At 38.5% G+C, this 26039-nt stretch carries 26 protein-coding genes; 15 read left to right on the plus strand and 11 right to left on the minus strand.

Going from position 1 to position 26039, the window contains the following annotated elements; translation table 11 throughout:
* Nucleotides 1-212: 212 nt before the first annotated feature.
* Both IGI52_RS18225 and IGI52_RS18230 read right to left on the minus strand, forming a co-directional pair.
* Nucleotides 213-1955, minus strand: a complete 1743-nt coding sequence (locus IGI52_RS18225; RefSeq protein ID WP_185937795.1) for an ABC1 kinase family protein — start codon at nucleotides 1953-1955, stop codon at nucleotides 213-215.
* A 142-nt stretch (nucleotides 1956-2097) separates the two neighbouring features.
* Nucleotides 2098-2559 (minus strand): DUF441 domain-containing protein, encoded by a 462-nt coding sequence (locus IGI52_RS18230; protein ID WP_144325389.1) that lies wholly within the window; start codon nucleotides 2557-2559, stop codon nucleotides 2098-2100.
* Between the two features lie 152 nt (nucleotides 2560-2711).
* Between IGI52_RS18230 and IGI52_RS18235 the strand changes: the two genes are divergently transcribed.
* Both IGI52_RS18235 and IGI52_RS18240 read left to right on the plus strand, forming a co-directional pair.
* A complete protein-coding gene (locus IGI52_RS18235; RefSeq protein ID WP_144325387.1) occupies nucleotides 2712-3662 on the plus strand; it encodes an aromatic acid exporter family protein in 951 nt (316 codons plus the stop codon).
* 85 nt (nucleotides 3663-3747) lie between these two features.
* Nucleotides 3748-4563 (plus strand): DUF4097 family beta strand repeat-containing protein, encoded by an 816-nt coding sequence (locus IGI52_RS18240; protein ID WP_144325385.1) that lies wholly within the window; start codon nucleotides 3748-3750, stop codon nucleotides 4561-4563.
* Nucleotides 4564-4902: 339 nt separating this feature from the next.
* Here the strand turns inward: IGI52_RS18240 and IGI52_RS18245 are convergent, their stop codons facing one another.
* Nucleotides 4903-5592, minus strand: a complete 690-nt coding sequence (locus IGI52_RS18245; protein ID WP_144325383.1) for a YoaK family protein — start codon at nucleotides 5590-5592, stop codon at nucleotides 4903-4905.
* 444 nt (nucleotides 5593-6036) lie between these two features.
* On the opposite strand from IGI52_RS18245, the gene IGI52_RS18250 reads away from it, so the two are divergent.
* Both IGI52_RS18250 and IGI52_RS18255 read left to right on the plus strand, forming a co-directional pair.
* Entirely contained in the window at nucleotides 6037-6792 is a 756-nt protein-coding gene (locus IGI52_RS18250; RefSeq protein ID WP_144325381.1) for an AzlC family ABC transporter permease, read from the plus strand.
* Complete coding sequence (locus tag IGI52_RS18255; RefSeq protein ID WP_016180927.1) at nucleotides 6785-7102, plus strand: AzlD domain-containing protein; 318 nt, start codon at nucleotides 6785-6787, stop codon at nucleotides 7100-7102. Before IGI52_RS18250 ends, IGI52_RS18255 begins: the two co-directional genes overlap by 8 nt.
* Nucleotides 7103-7271: 169 nt before the next feature.
* On the opposite strand, the gene IGI52_RS18260 is transcribed toward IGI52_RS18255, so the two are convergent.
* From IGI52_RS18260 to IGI52_RS18270, 3 genes are all read right to left on the minus strand, one after another.
* Nucleotides 7272-7580: a hypothetical protein gene (locus IGI52_RS18260; protein WP_102872371.1), complete on the minus strand. Its 309-nt coding sequence runs from the start codon at nucleotides 7578-7580 to the stop codon at nucleotides 7272-7274.
* An 86-nt stretch (nucleotides 7581-7666) separates the two neighbouring features.
* The gene (locus IGI52_RS18265) at nucleotides 7667-8716 is read right to left on the minus strand and encodes a sensor histidine kinase (RefSeq protein WP_144325379.1); all 1050 of its coding nucleotides are present in this window, start codon (nucleotides 8714-8716) and stop codon (nucleotides 7667-7669) included.
* Nucleotides 8713-9387 carry a response regulator transcription factor gene (locus IGI52_RS18270; RefSeq protein ID WP_102872372.1) on the minus strand — a complete coding sequence of 225 codons (675 nt, stop codon included), beginning with the start codon at nucleotides 9385-9387 and terminating at the stop codon, nucleotides 8713-8715. Before IGI52_RS18270 ends, IGI52_RS18265 begins: the two co-directional genes overlap by 4 nt.
* A gap of 129 nt (nucleotides 9388-9516) precedes the next feature.
* On the opposite strand from IGI52_RS18270, the gene IGI52_RS18275 reads away from it, so the two are divergent.
* Nucleotides 9517-11865: an ABC transporter ATP-binding protein/permease gene (locus IGI52_RS18275; RefSeq protein WP_048719442.1), complete on the plus strand. Its 2349-nt coding sequence runs from the start codon at nucleotides 9517-9519 to the stop codon at nucleotides 11863-11865.
* A 74-nt stretch (nucleotides 11866-11939) separates the two neighbouring features.
* On the opposite strand, the gene IGI52_RS18280 is transcribed toward IGI52_RS18275, so the two are convergent.
* Nucleotides 11940-13133, minus strand: a complete 1194-nt coding sequence (locus tag IGI52_RS18280) for a YdcF family protein (RefSeq protein ID WP_144325377.1) — start codon at nucleotides 13131-13133, stop codon at nucleotides 11940-11942.
* Nucleotides 13134-13433: 300 nt separating this feature from the next.
* Here IGI52_RS18280 and IGI52_RS18285 point away from each other — a divergent pair, with 300 nt between their 5' ends.
* Nucleotides 13434-13928 carry a GyrI-like domain-containing protein gene (locus IGI52_RS18285; protein WP_144325375.1) on the plus strand — a complete coding sequence of 165 codons (495 nt, stop codon included), beginning with the start codon at nucleotides 13434-13436 and terminating at the stop codon, nucleotides 13926-13928.
* Nucleotides 13929-14023: 95 nt separating this feature from the next.
* On the opposite strand, the gene IGI52_RS18290 is transcribed toward IGI52_RS18285, so the two are convergent.
* The 4 genes from IGI52_RS18290 to IGI52_RS18305 all read right to left on the minus strand — a co-directional run bounded on the left by IGI52_RS18290 (nucleotide 14024) and on the right by IGI52_RS18305 (nucleotide 18589).
* Entirely contained in the window at nucleotides 14024-15316 is a 1293-nt protein-coding gene (locus IGI52_RS18290) for a serine hydrolase (protein ID WP_144325373.1), read from the minus strand.
* 143 nt (nucleotides 15317-15459) lie between these two features.
* Entirely contained in the window at nucleotides 15460-16257 is a 798-nt protein-coding gene (locus IGI52_RS18295) for a TPM domain-containing protein (protein WP_438782023.1), read from the minus strand.
* Nucleotides 16254-17324 (minus strand): TFIIB-type zinc ribbon-containing protein, encoded by a 1071-nt coding sequence (locus IGI52_RS18300; RefSeq protein ID WP_438782024.1) that lies wholly within the window; start codon nucleotides 17322-17324, stop codon nucleotides 16254-16256. The genes IGI52_RS18295 and IGI52_RS18300 overlap by 4 nt, the downstream gene beginning before the upstream one ends.
* Nucleotides 17325-17353: 29 nt before the next feature.
* Complete coding sequence (locus IGI52_RS18305; protein WP_438782025.1) at nucleotides 17354-18589, minus strand: SPFH domain-containing protein; 1236 nt, start codon at nucleotides 18587-18589, stop codon at nucleotides 17354-17356.
* 182 nt (nucleotides 18590-18771) lie between these two features.
* On the opposite strand from IGI52_RS18305, the gene dnaX reads away from it, so the two are divergent.
* The 9 genes from dnaX to rsmI all read left to right on the plus strand — a co-directional run bounded on the left by dnaX (nucleotide 18772) and on the right by rsmI (nucleotide 25945).
* Complete coding sequence (dnaX, locus tag IGI52_RS18310; protein WP_137440161.1) at nucleotides 18772-20520, plus strand: DNA polymerase III subunit gamma/tau; 1749 nt, start codon at nucleotides 18772-18774, stop codon at nucleotides 20518-20520.
* Nucleotides 20521-20607: 87 nt separating this feature from the next.
* On the plus strand, nucleotides 20608-20922 hold the full coding sequence (locus tag IGI52_RS18315; protein ID WP_016180915.1) for a YbaB/EbfC family nucleoid-associated protein: 315 nt from the start codon (nucleotides 20608-20610) through the stop codon (nucleotides 20920-20922).
* Nucleotides 20923-21131: 209 nt separating this feature from the next.
* Complete coding sequence (recR, locus tag IGI52_RS18320) at nucleotides 21132-21728, plus strand: recombination mediator RecR (RefSeq protein ID WP_016180914.1); 597 nt, start codon at nucleotides 21132-21134, stop codon at nucleotides 21726-21728.
* Between the two features lie 58 nt (nucleotides 21729-21786).
* A complete protein-coding gene (gene tmk / locus IGI52_RS18325) occupies nucleotides 21787-22431 on the plus strand; it encodes a dTMP kinase (protein WP_016180913.1) in 645 nt (214 codons plus the stop codon).
* Between the two features lie 12 nt (nucleotides 22432-22443).
* Nucleotides 22444-22773: a cyclic-di-AMP receptor gene (locus IGI52_RS18330; protein ID WP_010740793.1), complete on the plus strand. Its 330-nt coding sequence runs from the start codon at nucleotides 22444-22446 to the stop codon at nucleotides 22771-22773.
* Nucleotide 22774: 1 nt separating this feature from the next.
* Nucleotides 22775-23713 carry a DNA polymerase III subunit delta' gene (gene holB / locus IGI52_RS18335; protein ID WP_438782026.1) on the plus strand — a complete coding sequence of 313 codons (939 nt, stop codon included), beginning with the start codon at nucleotides 22775-22777 and terminating at the stop codon, nucleotides 23711-23713.
* A gap of 26 nt (nucleotides 23714-23739) precedes the next feature.
* Nucleotides 23740-24552, plus strand: a complete 813-nt coding sequence (locus tag IGI52_RS18340; RefSeq protein WP_016180911.1) for a PSP1 domain-containing protein — start codon at nucleotides 23740-23742, stop codon at nucleotides 24550-24552.
* Nucleotides 24552-24899, plus strand: a complete 348-nt coding sequence (locus tag IGI52_RS18345; protein WP_034876619.1) for a DNA replication initiation control protein YabA — start codon at nucleotides 24552-24554, stop codon at nucleotides 24897-24899. Before IGI52_RS18340 ends, IGI52_RS18345 begins: the two co-directional genes overlap by 1 nt.
* Before the next feature lie 185 nt (nucleotides 24900-25084).
* The gene (gene rsmI, locus IGI52_RS18350) at nucleotides 25085-25945 is read left to right on the plus strand and encodes a 16S rRNA (cytidine(1402)-2'-O)-methyltransferase (protein ID WP_172702035.1); all 861 of its coding nucleotides are present in this window, start codon (nucleotides 25085-25087) and stop codon (nucleotides 25943-25945) included.
* Nucleotides 25946-26039 lie beyond the last annotated feature (94 nt).

The raw sequence follows: 26039 nt of genomic DNA on the forward strand, positions 1-26039 counted from the left end.
ATAGTAAAATGACACCCCTTTTATGTAAAAGAATCTGCCTATTGCCATAGTAAATTTCCTCTTTACATGTGGATAAAAGTAATATAATTAAGGAGATAATAACTTTTTTTAGAAATTTTCATTTTTTTTATTGAATCGGAAAAAAATGAAAGAGCATTTTTTTTGAAAAAAAGAAGTGGGCTAGGAACCCACTTCTTACATAATTAAACTTGTTATCGTTCTTTCCATTTACGGTATCGACGATAGAGACTTTCAATGACTAAGAAAAGAATCGAAAGAGCTGCTACGGAATAGCCAAAGACACCAAGATCAGAGATCAAGGTATCACCTTCAGGAGATGTCTGGACCAAAATTGATGAGCCGATAACCAAAGCGGAAAGAATTAAGCCAATTACCAAACGATTGACCATTGCTTCTGCTCGTTCTAAGAAATTATGCTGATTTTTAAGCTCTAAATTTAACTTGCCCTTACCTTTAGCAAACGTATCAAGTACATTTAAGGTGCGATTAGGTATTTTTGGCAAAGCTTTTAGAGAAGTTAAGTAATCTAAACCAGTTTCTTGCAATTCATCTTTCAGATTCAATTGTTGAAGAAAATATTTTTGTGCAAAGGGAGCAACAACTTCAAATAAAGAGAGATCTGGATTAAGATCCTCGATGACTCCTTCTAGGGTACCGAAGGCTTTAATCAACATGGTGACTGAATCATCGATCTGTAGATTGTTATCATGACAGATAATCACTACTTGAGAAAATACTTTCTGCAGGTCGATTTCTTTGACAGGTAAGTTCAAATAACGATTTAAGAAATCATCTAGCTCATAAGTAAATTTCTCCTCATCAAAGCTGCCGACTTGTTTGCAAATAGCGTGAACAGCATTCGTAATTCGTTGATTGTCTTTACTATAAATGGCAATGATCGTATTACTCATCTTGGCCTGCATCTCGTGGTTGATAGTACCCATCATTCCAAAGTCGATCACGTTCAGACGAAAGGGTCGCAGCTGTTCATTGCGGGAAATAGTAATCTCATAAGGAATATTGCCAATTTTTCCTTGACGTTCCTTTGTTTTCAACTGTTGATCCTTTCGATTTTCTTCCTCGCTCATCAGCTGCAATAGAAGATTACCTGGGTGTGGATCAGCATGAAAGAAACCATCCTCAAAAACCTCTTTCATAAAATGCTCGATCAATAATTGACTAATTGTCTTTTTTAATTCCTTATAGGTTGTTTCGCCTTGGACGATTTTTTCATCCTTCGTATTGATTAGTTCCTTTAAATTTGTCCCAGGCATTAACTCCATTACGATGACTTTTTTAGAAGAGTAAGCTGATTCCATTTTAGGAACTCGAATTTCTTTCCAATCATTGTTCAATCGATAAAATTCTTCCGCTAATTCTAGCTCTTTTTGGAAATCCAATTCATTTTGTAGGGATACACGAATCTCTTTTAAAATATTTTTGAGATCAATGACTTTGCTTTCTGGAACCCAATTGGCGATTGGTATGGCCTTTTCAAACAAAGATAGATCTAACTCGATTTCGGAAGCGATCCCAGGATGTTGAACTTTAGCGACAACTTTTTGCCCCTTTTTTAGCCGCGCATGATGCGCTTGTGCAATTGAAGCAGAGGCAAAGGGCTGTTCATCAAAGCTCTCGAAAATTTCTGTTAAAGGTAGCTCTAATTCTTTTTCAACTAAGGCTTTAACAGAGTCAAAATCATCTGTTTTCACGTCATCTTGTAATTTTCGCAGCTCTTTAGTGAAGTCTAAGGTAAAAATATCTGTCCTGACTGACATCATTTGCCCCACTTTGATGAAGGTGGGTCCTAATTCCTCGAAGGCCTTACGAACTTTCTCTGGATTCTTTTGTTGAGTAATATTTTTAACGACGCTGTAGTGGTTAACGATTTTCACGATTTGACGCAAACGAGCAGCTTGGGATTTTTCTCGCATTATTACACCCCCTAGTAGGTATTAAAGCAACTATTATGAAGAAGACGGTGAGTATCATTTGTTTCTATCTTACAAAAGATTTTTATGAGATACAAACAACCCCTAATTATTTCCGCTAGAAAAGAATTAGGGGTTCAAGAAATTAACGATTTGTCACGACTTGAATGACCTGCATGATGCAGTAGGTGATACCTGCGGCAATTACGGGTCCAGCGGCTATTCCTTTTAGAAAAACAACTCCCATAATCGTACCAAACACTAAAGCAACGGTAACTTCAGGAGATTGATTAATCAATCCAACCCCTTTTGAAGATAAGACCGCAACCAAAACACCACAGAGTGTTGCGACCCAGCCCAACGGTGATTTTAAGGTGTTCAATAAATCTTTTAAGACAATATCACCAGTAGCGATAGGAACCAGAATTGTTGCTGATATTAGCGTAACACCCCAGTTGATTCCTTGTTTGTTTAAGATTGATAAAAATTTATCTGAATGGGGAATTAATTTTAGAACTAGTATCGCAAGTGTCGCGATCATTAAACTTTGATTTTTCGCAATAAGAGCGATCAGTAAAATGACACCTAAAAAAAGCCAACTCTCCATTTTATTCACTCCTTCTTTGTATATATAAACTAATTTTTCTTCTATAAATCATTTGGACTTTCACAACGTATCTACTATACAAGATAATTCGTCAAGTTGCGACTTTTTTCCTGAGTGACTTTAGTGTAAGCTTTTAAGAAGGGAGGACACAAATGAAAATAGGATTACGTACGATCAAGACCGCGGTGGCTGCGCCTATCGCTTTATTATTAGCTGGAGGTTTAAGCTTAGAGTCGGCCGCATCAGCTGCTATCATAACGATCTTGACTGTCACAAATACTAAACGCTCTACAGCAAAGACTGCACTGAATAGACTTTTTTCATTAACATTAGCAACGAGTATTGCGGCTATCTGTTTTTCACTCTTGGGATTTCATCCAATTGTCTTCGGTTTGTATCTATTATTCTTCATCCCCTTGTCGATTCAGTTTGATTTAGCAGAGGGAATTGCCGTTAGTTCTGTTTTGATCACACATTACTTAGCAGCAGGTGAGATGCCTGTACCGTTGATCATTAATGAATACCTACTGATGATCATTGGGGTGGGCTGTGCGCTGGCCGCCAATCTTTATATGCCAAATACGGAGAAAAAAATTCAAGAAGATCAAGCAGTCGTCGAAGTTTCCATGAAAAAAATGCTGGGACAAATGTCCGCCTATCTGAATCAACCAGCTAAGGAAGAGCTTTTGCGGCAGGAATGTTTATCCTTACGCGACTTTGTTCGAGAAGCTCAAGTTCGCGCTCAAGAATATGAAGAGAATAGGTTCTTTTCTGGCAATAGCTACTATTTTGAGTATTTTGCGATGCGCCGCTTACAATTAAAAGTCCTATCTGACATGTTGCAGATATTAAATCGTCTAGATGCAGAACCAGAAGATGTGCAGGAACTACAAGAACTGTTTGAATTTACTGCTCAGACTTTAGCAGAGGACAACGATGGTGCAGAGATTTTAACGAAGATTGCTGAAACAGATCAGCGATATCAACAAAAAAAGTTACCAGAAAGTCGCCAGTCTTTCGAAGAACGAGCTATGCTTTTCCAGCTTTTTCAACTATTTCAAGATTTCATTGAGATCAAAGCTGGATTTAATCGGAACAAGTGATGAGAAAGAATCAGTCTTTTGTCCCATGTAAACGGTTGAAAACTTCTTTATGATAAAGATAAGAAAACAGGTAAGGGGTATAAATATGAAAAAGATAGTTTTAGGGTTGATTTTAATTGGTGCGGCGTTAGTGTGTATCAGCAGTATGTTTGTTCACAATCGCATGAGTAATGAGACATTCACTACAACAAAGCCCGTTCGGGAATTGGTTGTAGATGATCGGAATATGCCGGTCGATATTGTGGGTGTGTCTGGGAATCGAACGCGAATCAACTATAAAAAGAGCAGAGATATCAAATACAACATTAAACAAACGAATAATACCTTAACTTTGGAGCGTAAAAGAAGTATTGGTTTTAATTTTGATTTCTTTAATTTCGGAAACAGCAGTCCTAGAGTAACAATTGAAGTGCCAAAAGCTAAGTTGAAGGATTTGCAGGTTGAAACGTCTAATGGCAAGCTGTCAACAGAAAATTTAGTGTTGGATAATTTAAATTTGGAAACTAGCAATAGCAAAATGATTGTCAATGATGTCGATGCCAATAGTGTGGATGCAGAAACCAGCAATGGAAAAGTGGAGCTTTCACAGCTCAAATTTGATGATGGGTCCTTTGAAACGAGCAATGGTAAAATGGATCTTTCAGATTTGAATTTTAATGAGGGAGAATTCCAAACGTCAAATGGGAAGATTAATCTAATGAATGTGAAACCGAAGGAATCGCTTTCTCTTGAAACCAGTAATTCAGAGGTGAATGGAACGATTATTGGTAATAAAGAAGATTTTTCGATCACGTCAAAAACAAGTAATGCCTCAAACAATTTAGGCAATCAAAAGAATGGTTCAAAAGAGTTAGAAGTTAGGACTAGTAATGCAGATATCGAGATTGCCTTTGTTCGATAATTGATTCTTTAGGAGTTCTTCTAGGAATTTCAGCAAAGGGCTTACCGTTCATGAAGAAGTTGGCGTTTCTCTTTTTATTCTCGCTATTCATTGAAGGAATGCAATTTGTCTTAAGAATAGGGGGCGACCGATGTAACGGATATTCTGATGAATTTTATCGGTGGTTTCTTAGGAATTTGTATTTATCAAGGGTTACGGCGGATTGTTCCTGAAACAAAATTAGATAAGCGTCTCATTGCCATAGGTACTGTAATGGGGGTCCTATGTTTGAATGGTACTGTTTGTCATTTTTATTAATCGTTAAAGACAAAGAAACTCTTCAGCAAGGTCGCTGAAGAGTTATTTTTTTTGGAAAGCATTCGTATTTCGTTGGAACCGCCATACCAAGAACGATTCAGAAACGGCTAAATATAGGAATAAACCAGCTATAATCAAGACCGCATCGGTACCAATCATTCGATAAGAAAAAACTGAGACAATCGCACCAGCGATGAAAGCCAAAACCACTAATAGAAAATGCACAAAGCGTGATTTAGCCTCGGAGTTTTTGGTAGCCAAATAATCGTAAAGATTTGTTGCGACCCCTTTTAAATTACCAGTTGTAAATAAATTTGTATAAGCAAGCCCGTTAATTTTATCAAAGGATACCCATTGAATTGCAGCAGTAAAGGCAATCATGATAGTAATAATTGCCGGATGTGGTTGTATAAAATCTAGGCTGATTATAAAAAAGACAACCGCTTCAAAATAAAGCAGAAATAATCGCCAGAAATGCATTTCCTTCTTTTTGAAATAATCAATCATAAATTTTGCTAAAAGAATTCCGATAAAGAAGAATAGGGTGGAAAGCAATTTTTTTCCAACCATGCTCCACTGCCGATCGTAGGCTTGAATGATTGCTAAAATTATATTCCCCGTTTGGGCTGAAGCAAAGGCGCTGTAACGAATATAGGTATAACTATCCATCATTCCGCCAATAAAGGTCAATAGCAATCCGACCGAACGATTCTCATGAAAACTAGTAGTCATTTGTTACTCATCTCTTTTCGCTGACTATCTTACCACATTTTTTCAGAAAAATGATAATCAATATCATAGGTATTTTCATTTATTAATTATTCAGCAGATTAAGATAAAATTTTATGCGATTCACAATCAGCACTTGAATTTTCTAGTAAAAAGTTGATATAGCAGAAAACGTACATGAATTTTTCATAAGAATCATTTAAAAGTTTCCTCTTTTTAGCGGCCGAAAACAAATGATTTTATTTTTGATAGAAATATAATTCGGATTATTGGCTTTAATAGATAGGATGTTAAAAATAAATTAATGTTATTGGCTTATTTCACGAATGATTAGAAGAAAAAGAACAGCGAGTGAAGATATTCGAAAGGTGCTCTCTTTTTCGAAAGAATGTGTTAGAATGAAAATGCTTTTTATCCTGTGAACGTGAAGGGAATTGAGAACTTACCATGCCTGTAAAAAAAAGGACACCATGGTTAGAGGCGTTATACGCGGCGATGCCGCTCTGTTTTAGTTACATTCCGGTTGGTTTGGCATGTGGTATGCTTTTACAAAAAGCGGGGTTTAACATCTTCTTAACAGCCTTACTGTCGATGCTTGTTTTTTCAGGAGGCGCACAATTTTTAGTCGTCTCAATGATTAGTGTGCATGCATCATTTGTGTCTACTATCCTAATGGTTTTCTTCTTGGAGCTACGTTATGCTTTACTTGGTTCCAGTTTGTCGCAATTTTTTAAAAAAGAAAAACGATCATTCATTGCGCTTTTTTCACAATCAATGAATGATGAAAATTACGCAGTCAACTATTTGAAATATTCTACTGATCCTGAATGGAACCGTAAGAAAGCGTTATATGTTAATTGGTTTTCGATGGCGTCTTGGACAGGGAGTACAGTTTTAGGAACCATTTTCGGTTCTGTGATCCATGTCGACACTGACTTGGTTCATTTTGCTTTGACAGCCATGTTCATTTTTATGTTTATGATGCAATTAAGCAATGGTCTATTATTAGCCACTGGTTTATTGTCTGGCGTCTTAGCAATTATTTTCATGCTCCTTTTCAAAAATACCTTTGGGTTGATTTTAGCGACTTTATTGGCTTCATTAACCGGCTATTTGGTTGAACGTTTTTGGAAAATTGCCCATAAGAAAAATGATGGACCGGATCATTACGATCTGACCGGTGGGGAGGTTCATCATGAGTAATACTTCTTTGCTATTGCTAATTCTTTGCTTATTTGGTGCTTCCTATTTACCGCGTCTTTTTCCGATGTTGTATTTTTCCCAACGACAGGTGCCGCAATGGTTCAGTGATTGGATGAAATATGTGCCAATCTCATTATTTGCAGCTTTAGTTTTTAAAGATGTATTTATCAGCGGAAATCATTTTGAAGTGATCGGCAATGTACGGATCATCGCAATGTTTTTAGTCGCTGGGGTAGCATACAAGACTCGTTCGATGGCTATTTCAGTGATTACTGGATTAGCGGCTATCTTCTTATTGTCCATGATTTAAAAATGAGACACTCTTGTAAGGGTTCTTTCTTAACGTTGAGTATGGAGAAAAGTTAGTGACGTATTTGTTCTTATCTTCAATAAGAGCCAAATAGATTACTAAGTTTTTCAGTCATATTCAAACTTGAGAAAGAATCTTTTTTAGAGTGTCTCTTTTTCCTGTTTGATTGTTAGTTTTGGTACTCAGCTATAGGTCGATAGGTTAGGACCTGCATTTTTCGATAGAATTCTGCTGGTAGATTTTTCCAGGACTGCAAAAGGTTATGAAAAAAACCGCCATCTGCATTGATGATGTATTCATTTAATAATAAGCCAAAGGATTTTTTTGGCTGCTCTTTAACTAATTTTTCGTAGACCTCGGTTGCTTGTTCTTGGTTATCTGCGACAAAAAGTGTGTTGACTTCAACATATGCGCCCTCGATATTTTGGGTTTCTTCGACAAAGTACACGGACTTGGTAACCTTTTGTTTCTCCACCATATGAGTCACCCTTTCTTTAAGTTACTCATAGCTTACAAGACAAATATTAACTAATGATGAATTAATTCGTTTTTTACGTCAATTAATTATGAATTTTTTAGGTTGCTTGGCAAAAATATTTTAAAATTACTGCCTTTATTTGGTGAACTGTTGACTTTGATCGTTCCATGGTGTAGTTCAATGATTTGCTTTGCTAAAGCTAGACCTAAGCCGTTGCCTTTCGTTTTACGACTTGTATCGCTTTGATAAAATTTGTCGAAAATACGATCGGCGACATCTTCAGTCATGCCTATACCTTCGTCGCTGATCATAATGGTTTGCCCAGCGTTATCATTTTTTAGATAAACACGGATGTTGCTGTTCTTACGACTGTATTTAATTGCATTGTCCATTAAATTCAGCCAGACTTGATAAAGAAATTCCTCGTTGCCATAATACTCCGTCCAAGGAAGATCCAAATCTAGCGACAAGTTTAGCTGCTCCCATTTTGGTTGTAGAAATAAAATGACCTCACGAATTTGTTCATCTAAACGAAAGTATTGGAAATCCAGTCCGATGCCTTGGTTTTCCAATTTGCTTAGTTTTAGAATATTATCGGTAAGATGTGTTAGCTGATGTGTACCATCCAGCATTCGTTCTAAGTAAATTTGCCGTTCCTCTTTTGATAATTCCTCATTTTGTAATAATTGTACATAACCCTTGATTGTAGCAATCGGTGTTTTAAATTCATGAGAGACCGTCGAAACAAAGTCATTTCGTAATGTTTCGATACTGCTTAATTCTTTTACCATAACATTGAAATCATGGTAAAGCTCTTCAACGTCTTCCATTTGCTGTTGTTCGTCTAATTGTACAGTGAAGTCGCCTTTTGAGACTTTGCTCATCGCTTGCCTTAGATTGCCGATTGGTAAAAGGATTCGCTTTCCTACAAAAAATGAAAGGGTAGCGCCAATCACTAGGCTTAAGAAAATAATGAAATAAAAAGGGAAAAGGTGCCCTTCTTTTTCAGGTGCCAGCAGCTGGTAGTGATTGACTATAAAAAGCAGGCCGACAAAAACCGCTAATACAACGACCATCATTAAAAACGTGATCGCAACGAAGTACATCCATAATTGTGAAAATAATTTTTTTCTCATGAGTGAATGACCGCCTTGTAGCCTAATCCGCGAATTGTTTCAATCGAAAAATCCGAATTTTTTTCCAAGCGAGTACGCAGTCGTTTGATATGAACATCGATGGTTCGCTCATCAGTATCAGAGTCCAAGCCCCATATCTCGTCCATTAATTGCTGACGGGTAAAAATTTTGTTAGGATAAGCCAGTAATTTATATAGTAATAAAAATTCTTTTTGCGGCAAGGTTTCCGTTTGGTCGGTTGTTTTGATCTGGTAGGTTTCTTGGTCCAGCCGAGTTTTTCCTACTACTAATTCTTTTGTGTGGACAATTTGTGCTCGACGCAATAAAGCATCCACCCGCAGTATCATCTCGTTTACATCAATTGGCTTAACCATATAATCATCTACACCTATTGTAAAGCCACGTTTTTTATCTTCGAAAGAGTCCTTAGCTGTGATAAATAAAATAGGTAACTCATAGCCTGCTTCTCGTAAACTTTCGGCTAACTCATAGCCGTCCATATCCGGCATCATGATGTCGCTGATGATCAGATCAATGAATTGCTTATCTAGAATATTTAAGGCATCTACACCATTCATCGCACGAAATACCTCGAAGCGTTCATTTTTTAAAGCAGATTGATAAAGTAATGATAAGTTTTCATCATCTTCTACAATAAGTATTCGATTCATTTGCGTCACCTTCCTTTTTGCTTAATAATAGTAACAAATCACTGTGAACCTAGTATGAATTCTTGTTCATTTTGAGTTAATAATGCCATGCTATCTTTACGATGTAAACAGAAAGAAAAGGGTGACGTAATGTTAGAATTAAAAGACATTAAGAAATACTATCATGTGGGGGATACGACAACCAAGGCTTTAGATGGTGTATCAGTCGCATTTCGGCGGCAAGAATTTGTCGCAATTTTAGGTGCCAGCGGATCAGGTAAGACGACTATGTTGAATGTGATTGGCGGCTTAGATAACTATGATTCTGGTGATATGGTGATTGATGGGAAATCAACTAAAACCTTTAAGGATGCCGATTGGGATGCTTATCGTAATAACTCCATCGGATTCGTTTTTCAAAGCTATAATTTGATTAGTCATTTAGGAATCATCGACAACGTGGAACTTGGTATGACGTTAAGCGGGGTTTCAAAAGAAGAGAAACAACAAAGAGCAGAGGACGCTTTACGACGAGTCGGATTGGCCGATCATATGCATAAGAAGCCTAATCAGCTTTCTGGTGGACAGATGCAGCGGGTCGCCATTGCTCGAGCGTTGGCGAACGATCCTGATATTTTACTTTGTGATGAGCCAACCGGGGCGTTAGATACGGAAACCAGTGTGCAAATTATGAATCTAATTCAAGAATTGTCGAAAGAGAAATTAGTCATCATGGTGACTCATAACCCTGAATTAGCAGATAAATATGCTGATCGGACCATCAGATTTTCCGATGGTCGGATTATGGATGATTCTCATCCGCATATTGAAGGAAAAAAAGGAGAACAATTTCAATTAAAACGTACGAAAATGAAATTCGTGACCGCATTGAAGCTTTCCTTTAATAATTTACGGACAAAAAAAGGTCGGACCTTCTTAACTGCCTTCGCTTCAAGTATTGGGATCATCAGTATCGGGATTGTGCTTTCACTATCCAGTGGATTCCAAAAGCAAATCGATAGCACGCAAGCTGAGACTATGGCGAAGTATCCAATCACGATCTCAAAAACAACAACAGATCAATCGGCTAATCGCGATCGGGCACTCGGTTCAGAAAAGGCCAGCGGTTCAAATAAAGACACGAAAAATAGTGTTGTGGCAAAGATCAGTGATGAGGACAAAGCCCAGCATACGAATAAAATCAATCAGGATTATGTTGATTATATTAATGATATCGATCCTAAATTGAGTAATAATATTGGCTTTACTCGTGTGGTTGGTATGAATCTTTTACGTGATATTGATGGCGATGTGAAGCCAGTAAAACTATCTAATGATTCGCCAGATAATGGTCCTTCAATGATGAGTGCGATGTCTAGTATGACAGGAATGGGTGTGTCTTCGTTTCCAACACAGCTAGATAAAGACTCAGGTAATTTCTTAAAGGATAACTATAAATTGCTGGCTGGTGCTTATCCAAAAGCTAATACAGACGTTGTATTGATTGTTGATGCGAATAATAGTACCAATATCAATTCGTTGAAAAATCTTGGATTTGACGTTAAGGATGACGAAAAGGTAGATTTTGATAAAATCGTTGGTACTGAATTTAAGTTGATTAATAACAATGAATACTATTCAAAAATACCAACAGGTAACTTTATTCCTAATAATGATTACAAAGCGATGTATGATAATGCCAACAATGACACACTGAAAATTTCTGGAATTCTACGGGTGAAGGAATCATCAACAATGAATCTTTTAGCACCGGGAATTGCCTATAGTAACGAGCTAACCTCTAAAATCGTTAAAGATAATGAAAACTCTGAAATTGTTAAAGCACAAAGAGATACAGACATAAACGTTATGACAAATGAAAAATTAGACGATGCAACTAAAGAAAGTACATTGGCTTATCTAGGGGGAGATAGTATCCCTAGCAGTATTATGATCTATCCAAATAACTACAAGGACAAAGAACAAATCTTGAGCTATTTAGATGATTACAACAAAGGAAAGAAAAAAGAAGATAAAATCATCTATACTGATTTAGCAGGAACGATGACTGAATTGACTGGTGGTTTGATGGATGCCATCACTTATGTATTGATCGCCTTTGCTGGAATTTCTTTAGTGACCAGCATGATCATGATCGGTATTATTACCTATACGTCAGTCATTGAACGGACGAAGGAAATTGGTGTTTTGAAAGCTTTAGGGGCACGAAAAAAAGATATTACTCGTGTATTTGATGCAGAAACCTGTATTTTAGGGGTTGCATCTGGAACACTTGGCGTATTGATTGCCTACCTGGCAACTTTTCCAATCAATGCGATTTTATACAATATGACTGAATTAGAAAATGTTGCGCAATTAAATCCAGTTCACGGCGTTATCTTGATCATTGTTTCAACGGTATTAACCATGATCGGTGGTCATATTCCAGCAAGAATGGCAGCAAAGAAAGATGCTGCAATTGCATTGCGAGCAGAATAGAAATAAAGGCAGCTTCTCTAAAAGATAAGGAGAAGCTGCCTTTTTGTGATTCTTGAAGGGTAAAAGCATATTAGTTATCGGACAAAAAGAAAATTAAGGATCGCCAAGGCTACAAACCCAACGGTAATCAATCCACAAACAATCAGATGAAGACGTTTATTCATTAAGGCTACTGCAATAAATTCTCTAAGAAAAGCATTCGGCAAATAGTAGCGTGCAGTTTTTGAACCGATACCGTCGATTTTTAAACCAACATCTTCGGCATACATTCCGGCCCTAAAAATGTGGTAGTTATTTGAAGTAAAGATTGCGTGATAGCCACTCGGTTTTTCACGTTCCATAATTTCTTTACTAAACTTCATGTTTTCAAGAGTATTGGTAGATTGTGCCTCCATAATAATATCTTCGTCTGGAATTCCCTGCTCCAAAGCATATTCTCTCATTGCTTGCGATTCAGGAATCTTTTCATCAGGTCCTTGTCCACCAGACATTAAAAGCTGGGGCGGTGATAATGTTTTTTCGCTTTGTTCGCGGTAAAATTGAATTGCACGATCAATCCGTTTGGCCAATAATGGCGTGACTTTTTTACCACCGATTAATCCGGCACCTAAAACAATCACAAAATCCTGATTATATTTTGGTTTATTGAGTTGATAAATCAATGAGATCGATAAAAAATTCCAAAAGACGACAAAGAAATAAAACGCAATCGTCGTCGGAATCGAAAGCAAAATGACTGACCAATCAGGAAGTATTCGTGGACCGATCGTTCGTAAAATAATCAATGCTACGATCGCCAAACCCAGAATCAAGGTCAACAAGTTAGGCAGTTTGCGTGATTCGTGTCGTAAGACAATGAAACTATTGCCAATCAAGAAGATTACGGCCGCGTAGATACCAAACAATATGGTCATTAAAAATAAGAGTGCTAATAGTCCTAAGATACCCATACCAATCAAAGAGCTTGCGGTAAGGGTTACAAGCGCTACGTAGCCCATAAAACTTATTAGTGCAAGATTCAGTAGCCAGCCATTTCGTAAGCGGCATTTCTCTTTAATATAAAAATAGCGAAACAATAAAAAGAAGAAAAGCGGGATCAAAATATAAAAGGTTTTCTTTTGAATTTCAATCACACAAAAATATAAGACAAGAAAAATGCCTGTCCACAATGCAAAATTACTAAATTTGTTTTGTTTGAAACGAATCATTACACTAATTAAAACAATAAAATAGATGGCTAAAGCAAGTAAATCTCGTTGAAAATCCATCCCATCACTCCTTTGAAATTTGGGAAATATATTTTTAAGCTTTTTTGATGATTAGCTTATGCTTGTTTATATGTCAGTATAACAAAGAACGGGTGAAATGCGCAGTTAAGAACTATTAGTTGGTTTTATTTAGGAAGATTAGTAAACTTAAGTGGAGGATGTCGTTTTTTGCTTTTTACAGTTACTCTTTTCATTTTTAATGAACTGAGTATAAAGGATGAATAAATTAAGTAAGATGGTATTCGTAATAAGAGTATATTTCAAGAAGTAATTTACTAAAATGATCTAGGAGGGATATGGATGAAGATTAAAGGCATTGATCGCGTGGATCTGCCCACTATTTTTGTTGTCGGAAAAGAAGGACATGGTTTAGCTGAGGATGGGCAATCGTGGGTGCCCTTATTATGGGATCAAATGAACACTCATTTTGAAGAATTGGTTGATCTTTTGGCAGGACAAGAAATGAAGGATTTGCAGCTATGGGGTCTGATGAGTGATGCGGAGCATTGGTTAGAGCCATGGCAAAATGAGGGACGTTATTTAGCTGGTGTTCAAGTGCCGGAAAAAGCCCAAGCACCTGAAGGATGGATTCGTTGGGAAATACCGCCAATGAGCTATTTGACAGTTAAGGCTAGTGCGGAAAAAATTGAAGAGGCGACAAATCTAATGTTGGGAGAAATCTTCCCTATGGAAAATCTGAAGCTTGCCGGTGCGATCCATGAACATTATTTACCACATTTCGAAGAAGGGGAAGTCGAGTTGTATTTTCCCTTTAAAACAAAGGAAAAGAAATAAATTAGATAAAAAAGCTGTTCCAAGCTCGAAATATGAACTTGGAACAGCTTTTTTCTACAGTCTGAAACTGTCGATGTTCTTGAAATTTTTTTATTTTATGCAAAGATACCTGTAATTTTTTGCCAAATCAATTCGAATGTACTGGCTTTTTCAACGGCACTCTTGGTTACGAGATCTGTTTTTGCACCTTCGTTTTCTTGGACATAGCCCAAAGTATCTTGGGCTAAAGCGACACTGACAGTACCAATTTTTTCATTCTTGTGGACCGGTGCAATGATTGCATTCTTGTCCAGCAATGAATGATCTAAGGTTGTCTTAATCGTTAAATTTTTAGGATCCATATCGTTTCGAATCCAAAGCTTAACAGGTTTTTCCATGGCTAAAGCGACTGTTTTTTTCTTGCCATCTGTGACTTTTAATTCTTTTTTATCAGTAGGTGTCTGTCCAGCAACAGTCACATCTTGCTGACTCCAATTATTTAAGCAATAATCCATCAAGTTGCTTGTTTCGACGTATCGAGCATTCTCGTCATTTGGTTGATTTAGTGCATTCAAGATGACTGTGATAACACGGCGTCCGTCTTTTTGGATCGTACCGACAAAACAAGCACCAGCTAAATCAGTAGTACCGGTTTTTAAGCCATCGACGCCTTCTTTATAATTCGGGCCGTCAAACAGCATAACATTCCAATTTTCCATTTCAGTTGGTTGAGATGAATTTGGAGCGAATGTTTTTTCCTTGATCTTAGAGGTTTCCAAAATTTCTGGGAAATCTTTGATCAGGTGCTGGGCTACGATTGCCACATCTCTAGCCGACATTAGATTCTCATCATTTTCTTCGGTACCAGGATAGATATGTTCACCTAGATAAACATTACTCAACCCAGAAGCATTGATGATTGTCGCGTCTTTGATGCCCCACTCTGTGAGCTGTTCGCGCATTTGATTCACAAAGGTATGCTCATTGCCGGCAATGAGTTCAGCTAGAGCAACCGCACAGGCATTGGCTGATTGAACGATCATGGCTTCAAAAAGATCTTTGACTGTATATTTCTGATCACGAACCAACGTTACATTTGACAATTCAGGAACAGTACTTAATTGTTCAGCGTATTCAGAGATCGGTACTTCTTGCTCCCAAGAGATTTTTTGCTGTTTGATCGCTTCTAAAACGAGGTATGCCGTAATCGTTTTAGTGATAGAAGCAATGCCTTTGGGAGAGTCGCCGTCTTGGTTGAAAAAAACTTTTCCTGAATCAGCATCAATGGCGTATCCTGCATTCGCATTGACTGAAAACTCATCTGCCGCATGGACGGGGATTCCAATGAGACTTTGGAAGAAAAGTACTAGGGCAACCAAAACAAGGGGGAAACTTCTCTTTTTTTTCATCGATGTGCTCCTTTATTTCTATTAACCCTAAAAGTTTAGCAAAATCATAGGGTGAATTCAAGAAAATACATGAAAACACCAGAGTTTTTCATTAGTTTTGAAAGGCTCTGGTGTATAGTGATAACATTTTTTATTTTATTTGATTAAAAACTGCGTCCGCCACCGCCAAAAGTTCCACCTCCGCTAGAGTGAGTGGTACTTCCGCCACCGCCACCTCCGCCATTATTATTGGAAGGCTTCGGAATCCGACGAGTGGTAACAAAGGAATTCACTAATTGGTCTTGACGTTCAGTCAAGTCTAAGTGCGCATTTTGACGATATGAGTAACGATAAGTCCCAGCTTTTAATTGATAACGCAAGCGTACAGAAACAAAGAAGGCGATTGCCGCCACTGCTGCAATGACAAAACCAATAATGAACTCAATCGGTGTGATAGACTTATAGCGGGTGATTTTTCCGGTTTTCTCATCAATACGATAAGCCCCACCAGGAACGCCATCGTCAACAAATTCTTGTGCATTAAACAAGAAATTTTTACTTGCTTGATAATAATCGCCGTCTCTCATTGCTGCCTCGACATCATCTAAAAGCTTATCACGCCGTTTATCATTGATGTAATCGATCATATTCCCCGAGGTTGAAAGATGGATTTTACGCTGGTTCATATCTAACAATAGCAGAGCACCATTGTGATTATTACCAATCCGATCTCTCAACTGATTATCTGCGAATGTTTCAGGATTCTCATTATTGGTGTCAGTAGTTAAAATAAACACTTCGCCTTTGATTTTTTCGTTTATGGCATCAGCTTGATTAGACAATTCGGTTCGTTCTTCCGGTGTTAGCAGATTTGCCTGATCATCTACCGTATTAGAAGCGGCAGAGACCTTCAACGGGCTCAAGAATGCTAAAAAGCCAATTAATAATAGGATTTTTTTCATAGGAAATACCCCGCGATCATTGCAATTATCATAATCGCAGCGAAAATTCCGCCTGAGAACAGCCCTAAACGTTTATTGCTGATCGGCAAAATTCCACTGACTTTACCTGTTTGGCCATTCATCGCATAATAATAGGTTTTCTTCGAAGCATCTTGATACGTCACAAGCCAGACAGGGAGTAACATATAGTGATTGTCCTGTTTCTCTACATTTACGGATTTATTGCCGGCTGTAAAGGTGGTATATCCCGAAACCGTATCTCGTAACAAGTCTTCTGTATACTCGGTTAATTCATGTTCAATCTGATCAGCTAAGTCCTTGATTTCAATATCCCGCTTTTCCGCTTGGAAGCCTGATAAGTACTCAGTATGGAAGTCCACGGCTTGATCAATCGGGAAAGGCTGTACTCCTTCGACCATTTTTTGCTGCAGATTTTTTTGAAGGGCATTCTTGGTTAAATGACGAATCTTCGCTTTGCCTTTTCGGAAAATCTGATAGACTTTTGTTTCAGTGTATTCAATTTCACCGACGATCCAGACCCGCAAAGAGGTCCCTTTGCCCGTCAAATTACCAGCAGTCTCAGCGTCAACTACCCAATAGGGAAAATAAACACCAGTCATTTTCTCAATTTGTTCTTTGTTGAAAAAATCTTTTGGAATAAAGCGTTTCTTTTGTGTCCATGCTAAAAAATCTGCGATGGCTTTTTCGCGGTCGATTTTAAAAGGTAAAACTTTATTCGGTAAAAATTCTCCTGTCAAACGTCCTGACAATACGACAGGATTATGACAAAAGTAACAGTAGGTTGCGGCGGTAGTGTGATCAGTGACAATTTGAGCACCACAGCTGGGACATAGAAAGAGATCGACATCATCAGTACTTTCTTCCTTAACGGTAGTAGTTTCTGTTACTCCATCCGTAGCTGGGGCAGCTTCTTTAGCTTCAAATTTTTCGATATCCTCCACTGTAAAAATGCTTAAACAATAATCACAATGGAATTTTTGATCACTTGGATTAAATGTCAAGGGTCCGCCACAGTTGGGACAATGATGCGTCAATACATCTGCCATTTGCAGGTCCTCCTATGGTTAGTAATAGTTTAGTCGATCGGAACACCTTTGAAGGGCTTACCGCAATGCGGACAGAATTTTGGAACGCCATTGCTTAAATCAACTGTTTCACCGCAGTCGCTGCACTTCATTTGGATTTTTGCTGCGGCTGTTGGAGCTGGCTTTGGTTCTCCGCAGTTGCTGCAGAATTTACCAGAATTTTTTTCGCCGCACTTCGGGCAAGTCCATTGATCACCTGTGTTTTTTTGTTGAGCCTGTTGATTCTGTTGCATTTGTTGATTATTATTTTGCGAAGCTTGGTTGAGATAATCTCCGCCAGCGTTCATTCCCATACCCATTCCGAAGAAACCAGTAGCAGCGCCTGCATCATTTTTACCAGCAGCTTCCATGCCACGAGCAACTGAGCCTTGGACGTAGCCTTCACGCACGTTAGGATCACCTAACATGGCACCTTCATTTCGCATGTTGATTAATTTCGTTGAGTCATCGGTATAAGAGATGCTGGCAACTGCCACTGAAACAATTTCCATTCCTCGCAATTCTTTCCAGCTGTCATCTAATGCATCAGATAAGTATTTGCTAAGTTCCAAGCTTTTTGATGGAACATATGAGATTCGTTGTCCATCGGCAGACATTTGATTAATTGCAGCTTGTAAGCCTGTTAGAAATTCTTGCAAATATTGTTCATTGATATCGCTAATATCAACCTGATCCATATTTCTTGGGATCGCATTTGCGAAGAAAAGAATTGGATCAGTTACTTTGATGGAGTAGGTTCCGTGCGCCCGCAAGAATAGCTCTGCATTGTAGAAATTATCAAAATAATTCAACGGAGTACTGGTCCCGAATTTGATTCCTTTAATTTCTTGCAAGTTAATATAAAAGACTTGCTGTTTCTGTGGGGTCACACCGCCAAACTTGAAGCGACTGAATGTTTCAGCGACCGCATCTTTTAATGAACCATTAAACATGGATGGAGCAGAATTGTTTTCAACGGTGTAGTAGCCTTCTTCGGCGGTATAATCAATAATCTTACCACCGTCTACTAAGAGCATCATCATATTTGGATAGACATGAATCACAGAACCATCTGTGATTACATCGCTGGTTCCTTTTTTATTGCTTCCGCGTTTATCATCCTTTCGAACGGCCACGCCTTTTGACATAACTGTTGTTTGTCCCATATCGGCTGGTTCGATAATTTCCAGCCATTGATCGGCTAAACCACCGCCAATACTGCTAGTTGCTGCTTTAAATAGTCCCATGAATATCCCTCCATAAAAACGTTTTTTCTATTATACCACAGGGCTTTTTCTAAATAGAAAGGAAGCCAACCGACAAATTAAAAGACACTAAACAATTGCATTAGACAATTGGTTTCTATAGTTTTTTTACTCGAAATCACGTATAATAAAAAGCAGTGATTTTGAAAGAAAAGAGGAGAATTATGGCGTATCAAGCACTTTACCGCGTTTGGCGGTCGCAACGGTTTGATGACCTTGTTGGACAGGAAGCGATTACCAAAACGCTGAAAAATGCAATCCAACAACAGAAAACTTCCCATGCCTATTTATTTACCGGTCCCCGCGGAACAGGGAAAACTAGTGCGGCGAAAATTTTTGCCAAAGCCATCAATTGTCCGAATAGTGTGGATGGGGAACCTTGCAACGAGTGTGAGATGTGTCGTTCAATTACAGACGGACGACAAGAAGACGTGATCGAGATTGATGCGGCCAGTAACAACGGTGTGGAAGAAATCCGTTTTATTCGCGATCGAGCGAACTACGCGCCGACGACAGCGAAATATAAAGTCTACATTATCGATGAAGTCCATATGCTTTCTACGGGGGCCTTCAATGCCTTATTAAAAACGTTAGAAGAACCGAAGGAACATGTGATCTTCGTCTTAGCAACAACTGAGCCGCATAAGATTCCAGCTACGATTATTTCACGAACACAACGATTTGATTTTAAACGCATTGATGTTCAAGCAATTATTGGACGGATGGCTTATATTCTTGAACAAAGCAATCAACCCTATGAAGAGCAGGCGCTGTCCGTAATCGCACGAGCGGCTGAAGGCGGGATGCGAGATGCGTTAAGTATTTTGGATCAAGCGATTTCCTTCAGTAATGAAAAAATTACCTTAGAAGATGCGTTAGCCGTGACTGGCAGTTTGACTACAGAAATGATGGACAGTTTTATCGGAGCTTGTCTGCAGCAAGATGTGAGTGGAGCGCTAGAAGTTCTGGAAAATATTTTAGCAGAGGGGAAAGAAGCTCGACGCTTAACGGAAGATTTGTTACTGTACTGTCGTGATTTACTGATCTACCAGCAAGCACCCAAGCTATTGGAAAATCGTGCTGCTTATTTAACTGAAACGTTTAAACAATTAGCGGGTTCTACACCTTCTGACCGTTTGTATGTCATGATTAAAATTTTGAGCGAGACACAAAACGAGATTCGATTTACCAATCATGCCAATGTTTATTTAGAAGTAGCGACGGTGAAATTGGCGACACCGCAAACGTCTGCTAATATTGCAATTGGTGATTCTTCAAGCAATCAAATAGCAGTAGCATCTGCGACACAACCAGCAGATCAAGCAGAATTCACTGCCTTGAAGACTCAAATACAGCAGCTTCAAAAAGAAGTTCAACAATTAAAAAAACAGCCAACGGTTGAAAAAGAAGAGCGCAAAACGGCACCGAAGAAAACTGCAAGCACCTATCGTGTTCCGACAGAACGTGTGTATCAAGTGTTAAGTGAGGCAACTAAAGATCATTTACTAAGTGTGAAGAATGTTTGGGAAGACCTGTTAATGGCTTTGCCAGTTACACAACGGGCGATGTTGAAGGCTAGCGAACCAATGGCGGCAGGACCTGATCTGATGTTAATCGCTTTTGATTATGAGATTGTCTGTCAACGAGCTGATAGTAGCGATGAGCTTCGCTTGAATATGCAAAACACTTTGAGTATGATGATCAAGGGGTACACGCCAGAATTTGTCTTTATTACTCGTGAAAGCTGGCCACGATTACGACAAGCTTTTGTCAGTCAGCATCATGATCGCCCAGTAGCAGCTGAAACGAATGAGACAGATGATGAAATTACTTTAATACCTGAGGAAACGAATGAAGTTGTTGAGCAAGCAAAGAGTCTGTTTGGCGATCTTGTAACAATTAAAGATGATTAAAGTGTATTAGGTTTTCTTCATACTTTAAGGCAATTGGTAAGTAGTTTTATGAAATAAATTTATTAATTAAAGGAGCGAATAGATACAATGATGCGCGGAATGGGAAACATGCAAGGCATGATGAAACAAATGCAAAAAATGCAAAAAGAAATGGTAAAGGCTCAGGATGAACTGAATGCGAAAGAATTCACTGGAAGTTCAACCAACGATTTAGTCACAGTGACATTTACTGGGGATAAAAATATGAAAGCAATGACAATCAATCCGGAATTAATTGATCCAGAAGATCCTGATATGCTACAAGATATGATTGTTTTAGCAGTTAATGATGCGATTACTAAGATTACAAAAGAAACCGATCAAACGATGGGGAAATATACAAAGGGACTTCCTGGAATGTAAGCGACTTTGATCTCAGCAAAAAATATTACTTTTACAAAGATATATTGTTTTTGCTAGTAGTATTATCCATGTCCGGCTTAACGAACTAGCTTTTCTACGCAAGCTCTGCATATAGTGACTGTTTGCAGAGCTGATGTGGAACAGTACCTACTTAGTGCTCAAAAGCTGAACGAGTTCGTGAAGCCTTTCTGGAAGAGAGGAAGGACAGAATGCAATATCCAGAACCAATTGCAAAGTTGATTGAAAGCTATATGAAGCTGCCGGGAATCGGTCAAAAAACAGCGACACGTTTAGCCTTTTTTACAATTGATATGAAAGACGAATCGGTAAATGAATTTGCACGCTCGTTGATCAGTGTTAAAAGGGATTTGCGTTTTTGCAGTGTTTGTGGGAATATCACGGAAGAAGATCCTTGCGAGATTTGTTCGGATACAACTCGTGATCGTGGCACAATTCTAGTTGTGGAAGAACCAAAAGATGTGATGTCAATGGAAAAGGTTCGTGAATATCACGGTCTTTATCATGTCCTTCACGGTGTTTTGTCACCGATGGAAGGGACAGGTCCTGAAGACATCAATATCGCACCTTTAATCAAACGTCTACATGACGATGAGGTAAAGGAAGTTATCATCGCAACAAATGCAACGACAGAAGGCGAAGCAACTGCAATGTATCTATCGCGTCTGATCAAACCAGCAGGTATCAAGGTTACTCGACTTGCTCACGGATTATCCGTTGGCAGTGACATCGAATATGCTGACGAAATCACTTTGTTAAAAGCAGTGGAAGGACGCCGTGAATTATAAAAATTTCGCGGTGTTTTTTTAGAGAAAGAAGATCAAAATTATTTTGGGGGACAAGAACGTGAACGGATTATTTATTACGATTGAGGGGCCAGATGGAGCTGGGAAAACCAGTGTTTTGAATGAGCTCTATCCTAGATTACAATTAACGGCGAAACGATCTATCGTCAAAACAAGAGAACCTGGAGGCATTCCGATCGCAGAAAAAATTCGTCACGTGATCCTTGACCCTAGCAATGATCGAATGGATGATCGAACGGAGGCTTTGCTTTATGCCGCAGCACGCCGTCAGCATCTGATTGAAAAGGTCTGGCCTGCACTTGATGAAGATAAAATTGTCTTGTGTGATCGTTTTGTTGATAGCTCATTAGCTTATCAGGGTGCCGGTCGTGGTATTGGTATAGAAGAAGTTGCTAAGATTAATGAATTTGCGATTGAAGGGACGACTCCTGACATTACGCTGTATCTGGATGTTGATTCCGATACTGGCTTGCAACGAATCATGAAGAACCGAACCAATCAAATTGACCGTTTGGACTCGGAAGGGTTACAATTTCATCAGAGGGTCCGACATGCTTATCTAAAATTAGCAGAAGAAAATCCAGATCGGATCATAAAAATCGATGCTCGGAAGCGTTTAGACGAAGTCGTGAGAGCTTGTTTTTACGAATTGTTGACACGTTATCCAGACTATTTCCAATCATGAGAGGTGTAAACTATGAAACTTATTTTAGCGATCGTTCAAGACAAAGACTCAAACCGTTTGGCCAATGAATTTATTGATGCGAACATTCGAGCAACTAAACTTTCTTCTACTGGAGGCTTCTTAAAAGCTGGTAACAGTACCTTTATTATTGGGATCGAAGACGAACGAGTGGAAGATGCTTTGGCTTTAATCAAAGAAACATGCCAAGCGCGGACGCAATACGTTACAACACCAGTAACTTTAGACATTTCGTTGGATGGACAAGTCCCTTATCCAGTTGAAGTTGAAGTCGGCGGTGCGACAGTATTTGTCTTGCCAGTCGAAGGCTTCCACCAGTATTAAGATGGAAGAAGCGAAAAAACTCCAGACAATTCAGCCCATTGTTTTTCGCCAATTACAAAACAGTTTTGAGCATGGGCGTTTGGCCCATGCTTATCTTTTTGAAGGCGACCAAGGAACAGGCAAAGCAGAATTGGCATTATGGTTTGCCAAGCATCAGTTCTGTTTAAATTTGCAAGAGGAAATGCCTTGCGAAACATGTAACAATTGTCTGAGGATAACCAGTAAAGATCATCCCGATGTAGTTGAAATCGAACCTGATGGACAATCCATCAAAGTTGATCAAATAAGAGCACTGCAAAGCGAGTTAACTAAAAGCGGCTTTGAATCTGCGAAAAAAGTCGTGATTATTCACCAAGCAGAAAAAATGAATACGAACTCGGCTAACAGCCTACTAAAGTTTTTGGAAGAACCACCAGCTAACTTTATGATTATTCTAGAGACCCAATCGCTAGGAAAAATTTTACCTACGATTCGCTCTCGTTGTCAGATCATCCACTTCCAAGCGTTGTCCGCAGAACGCTTGCAGTCTCGTTTAGAGGCAGAACAAATCCCTGAAAAAACTGCAAAACTCTTAGCAAATTTAACAAATAGTTATACAAAAGCTGTTGAAATCTCAAAAGATGAATGGTTTAATGAAGCTAGAGATGTTGTTATTCAATGGTTTAATTATCTCGAAAAAAATGATCCGCAAGCGTTTATCTATGTTCAGAAAAAAATGGTCAGGACGTTTAAGGACAAAGCACAGCAACAGCTCGCCTTTGAGATGTTGGCGTATTTTGTGAAGGAAAAACGTGATCAAGTGATGAGACAAAATCAAATAGGTGTAGAAAAATACAATTACCTATTGGAAGATGTTTTATTCGCCAGTCAGAAACTAGAAGCAAACGTATCATTTCAAAATATCGCAGAACAAGTAACGTTGCACATCGTTTATGCTTAACGTTATTTAAGAGAGTAGGGAGAACCATGGTTGAAGTTGTGGGTGTTCGTTTTCGAGACGCAGGGCATATTTACTATTACGCGCCAGGAAAAAACGAATATTTTTATAATGATAAAGTCTTGGTCGAGTCACAGCAGGCGCACCAGATTGCGACAGTGGCAATTCCAAAAATAGAGATTGAAAAAAAAGATTTGTCCGATGATTTAAAAACAATTTTACATAAAGCATCAGACAAGGAATTAAAAAAAGTAGCTCAAAACGAAGCGGACGCAGAGGCGGCCTTCAAAACTGCCAAGGAAAAAATCCGCGCTCATGAATTGGAAATGAAATTGATCCGAGTAGAATATACTTTTGATCGCAGTAAAATGATTTTTTATTTTACCGCAGACGGACGGATTGATTTTCGCGAGCTGGTAAAAGATCTAGCAGGCGTTTTCCGTACACGAATTGAGTTAAGGCAGATTGGTGTTCGTGATGAAGCAAAAATACTTGGTGGAATCGGACCATGCGGGCGTCCATTATGTTGTTCGACCTTCTTAGGTGATTTTATTCCGGTTTCGATCAAGATGGCTAAAGATCAAGGATTATCGTTGAATCCAACGAAAATTTCTGGACTTTGCGGTCGTTTAATGTGTTGTTTAAAATATGAAAACGGTGAATATGAAGCTGCGAAAAAAGAAATGCCTGATTATGGTAAGGAAATTAATACACCAGAAGGTCGGGGAAAAGTAATCGGCCTGAATTTACTTAGTAAAGTTGTTAAAGTTCGTTTGTTTGGTCGTGATGCGACGATTGATTTTGATTATCAAGAACTAGTTGAAGCAGGTGATCTGTCATGATGGATCGACGTTCCTTGTATGATGGCTTGAATCAATTAGAGCTTGACATGCAAAAGAATCTCGAAGATTTAGTCTCGATGAAAGAGACCTTACTGGAGCTCGTTGAAAAAAATGCTAAATTAGAGATGGAAAATGAACGATTGCGGGAGCGGATTCGTGAGATTGATGAGAAGAAGTCCCCAGTCTTGGATGAGCGACAAGAATTGTCAGAATCTCGTTTGAATCTTGAAAAAATTTATGAAGATGGCTTTCACGTATGTAACTTGCTTTATGGATCAAGGCGTGAAGCAGATGAGCCCTGTGCTTTTTGTTTAGATGTTATTTATCGTGAAAGCAAACAAAAATAAAATGAATTAGAAATAGTGGGTATGACGCTGTTCGTCACACCCGCTTTTTTAATCAGTTTTGGATTTAGTCTATCGTTGCATTGATCTGTACACGAAGATAACGCTAGTTTTTTAAATTTTTGATTGGATTTACGAGAAAGAATTAGAAATAGTAATTTTTAACAGATAAAAAATGAGTTAGGAGAATGATCGTGAAGATCCAGAAAAGTTTCTCACAGGAAGTTGGCACACTGTATTTAGTACCGACACCGATCGGTAATTTGGAGGATATGACTTTTCGTGCAGTCAAGACATTGCAAACCGTTGATTTAATCGCCAGTGAGGATACACGTAATACCCAGAAGCTGCTGAATCACTTTGATGTGAAGGTTCCACAAAAGAGCCTACATGAACATAACTATAACGAAAGAATCCCTGAGTTATTACTTTTTTTGAAAAAAGGTCAGTCGATTGCTCAGGTCAGTGATGCTGGGATGCCTTCAATTAGTGATCCGGGACATGAATTAGTGGTAGCTTGCATAGAAGAGGATATTCCAGTGGTTGCCTTGCCTGGAGCCACTGCCGGAATGACAGCTTTGATTGCTTCTGGATTATTGCCTCAACCCTTTTATTTTTATGGCTTTTTACAACGAAAGAAAAGCGCTCAGAAGAAAGAATTAGAAGAGTTGAAAAATCAGACAGCAACATTGATTTTCTATGAGTCGCCTCATCGTGTAAAAGAAACACTCAAAAATATTTCTGAAATTCTTGGAAACCGTGATGTGGTGATTTGTCGGGAATTAACCAAACTATATGAGGAATATCTGCGGGGGACGGTAACAGAATTGATGGATTATCTATCAGAGCATTCTTTAAAAGGGGAGTGCTGCTTGTTAGTTTCTGGCACAACGGAGGTATTGGAAGAGGAAGTATTCCAAGGAACGTTGAAAGAGCAGGTTGAAGCATTAGTTGAAGAAGGACAGCTAGCTAAAGAAGCAATTAAATCGGTAGCCAAACGACATGGATTGAAGAAACAAGATGTTTACAGAGAGTACCACGAATTATAAGAGCAGGGATTTATCCCTGCTCTTTTTATGTGAAGTTTTCTGACATGGAAAGTGATTAAATTAGAAAAAAATGAAAAAAATGAGTAAAAACTCT

This window comes from Enterococcus sp. DIV0187, from assembly GCF_051713785.1.
Classification (GTDB): domain Bacteria; phylum Bacillota; class Bacilli; order Lactobacillales; family Enterococcaceae; genus Enterococcus_A; species Enterococcus_A avium.

Bases quoted from the DNA above. Each gene is read 5' to 3' on its own strand.
- IGI52_RS18225 (WP_185937795.1), bottom strand. From the start codon at position 1,955: ATGCGAGAAAAATCCCAAGCTGCTCGTTTGCGTCAAATCGTGAAAATC.
- IGI52_RS18230 (WP_144325389.1), bottom strand. From the start codon at position 2,559: ATGGAGAGTTGGCTTTTTTTAGGTGTCATTTTACTGATCGCTCTTATT.
- IGI52_RS18235 (WP_144325387.1), top strand. From the start codon at position 2,712: ATGAAAATAGGATTACGTACGATCAAGACCGCGGTGGCTGCGCCTATC.
- IGI52_RS18240 (WP_144325385.1), top strand. From the start codon at position 3,748: ATGAAAAAGATAGTTTTAGGGTTGATTTTAATTGGTGCGGCGTTAGTG.
- IGI52_RS18245 (WP_144325383.1), bottom strand. From the start codon at position 5,592: ATGACTACTAGTTTTCATGAGAATCGTTCGGTCGGATTGCTATTGACC.
- IGI52_RS18250 (WP_144325381.1), top strand. From the start codon at position 6,037: ATGCCTGTAAAAAAAAGGACACCATGGTTAGAGGCGTTATACGCGGCG.
- IGI52_RS18255 (WP_016180927.1), top strand. From the start codon at position 6,785: ATGAGTAATACTTCTTTGCTATTGCTAATTCTTTGCTTATTTGGTGCT.
- IGI52_RS18260 (WP_102872371.1), bottom strand. From the start codon at position 7,580: ATGGTGGAGAAACAAAAGGTTACCAAGTCCGTGTACTTTGTCGAAGAA.
- IGI52_RS18265 (WP_144325379.1), bottom strand. From the start codon at position 8,716: ATGAGAAAAAAATTATTTTCACAATTATGGATGTACTTCGTTGCGATC.
- IGI52_RS18270 (WP_102872372.1), bottom strand. From the start codon at position 9,387: ATGAATCGAATACTTATTGTAGAAGATGATGAAAACTTATCATTACTT.
- IGI52_RS18275 (WP_048719442.1), top strand. From the start codon at position 9,517: ATGTTAGAATTAAAAGACATTAAGAAATACTATCATGTGGGGGATACG.
- IGI52_RS18280 (WP_144325377.1), bottom strand. From the start codon at position 13,133: ATGGATTTTCAACGAGATTTACTTGCTTTAGCCATCTATTTTATTGTT.
- IGI52_RS18285 (WP_144325375.1), top strand. From the start codon at position 13,434: ATGAAGATTAAAGGCATTGATCGCGTGGATCTGCCCACTATTTTTGTT.
- IGI52_RS18290 (WP_144325373.1), bottom strand. From the start codon at position 15,316: ATGAAAAAAAAGAGAAGTTTCCCCCTTGTTTTGGTTGCCCTAGTACTT.
- IGI52_RS18295 (WP_438782023.1), bottom strand. From the start codon at position 16,257: ATGAAAAAAATCCTATTATTAATTGGCTTTTTAGCATTCTTGAGCCCG.
- IGI52_RS18300 (WP_438782024.1), bottom strand. From the start codon at position 17,324: ATGGCAGATGTATTGACGCATCATTGTCCCAACTGTGGCGGACCCTTG.
- IGI52_RS18305 (WP_438782025.1), bottom strand. From the start codon at position 18,589: ATGGGACTATTTAAAGCAGCAACTAGCAGTATTGGCGGTGGTTTAGCC.
- dnaX (WP_137440161.1), top strand. From the start codon at position 18,772: ATGGCGTATCAAGCACTTTACCGCGTTTGGCGGTCGCAACGGTTTGAT.
- IGI52_RS18315 (WP_016180915.1), top strand. From the start codon at position 20,608: ATGATGCGCGGAATGGGAAACATGCAAGGCATGATGAAACAAATGCAA.
- recR (WP_016180914.1), top strand. From the start codon at position 21,132: ATGCAATATCCAGAACCAATTGCAAAGTTGATTGAAAGCTATATGAAG.
- IGI52_RS18330 (WP_010740793.1), top strand. From the start codon at position 22,444: ATGAAACTTATTTTAGCGATCGTTCAAGACAAAGACTCAAACCGTTTG.
- holB (WP_438782026.1), top strand. From the start codon at position 22,775: ATGGAAGAAGCGAAAAAACTCCAGACAATTCAGCCCATTGTTTTTCGC.
- IGI52_RS18340 (WP_016180911.1), top strand. From the start codon at position 23,740: ATGGTTGAAGTTGTGGGTGTTCGTTTTCGAGACGCAGGGCATATTTAC.
- IGI52_RS18345 (WP_034876619.1), top strand. From the start codon at position 24,552: ATGGATCGACGTTCCTTGTATGATGGCTTGAATCAATTAGAGCTTGAC.
- rsmI (WP_172702035.1), top strand. From the start codon at position 25,085: ATGATCGTGAAGATCCAGAAAAGTTTCTCACAGGAAGTTGGCACACTG.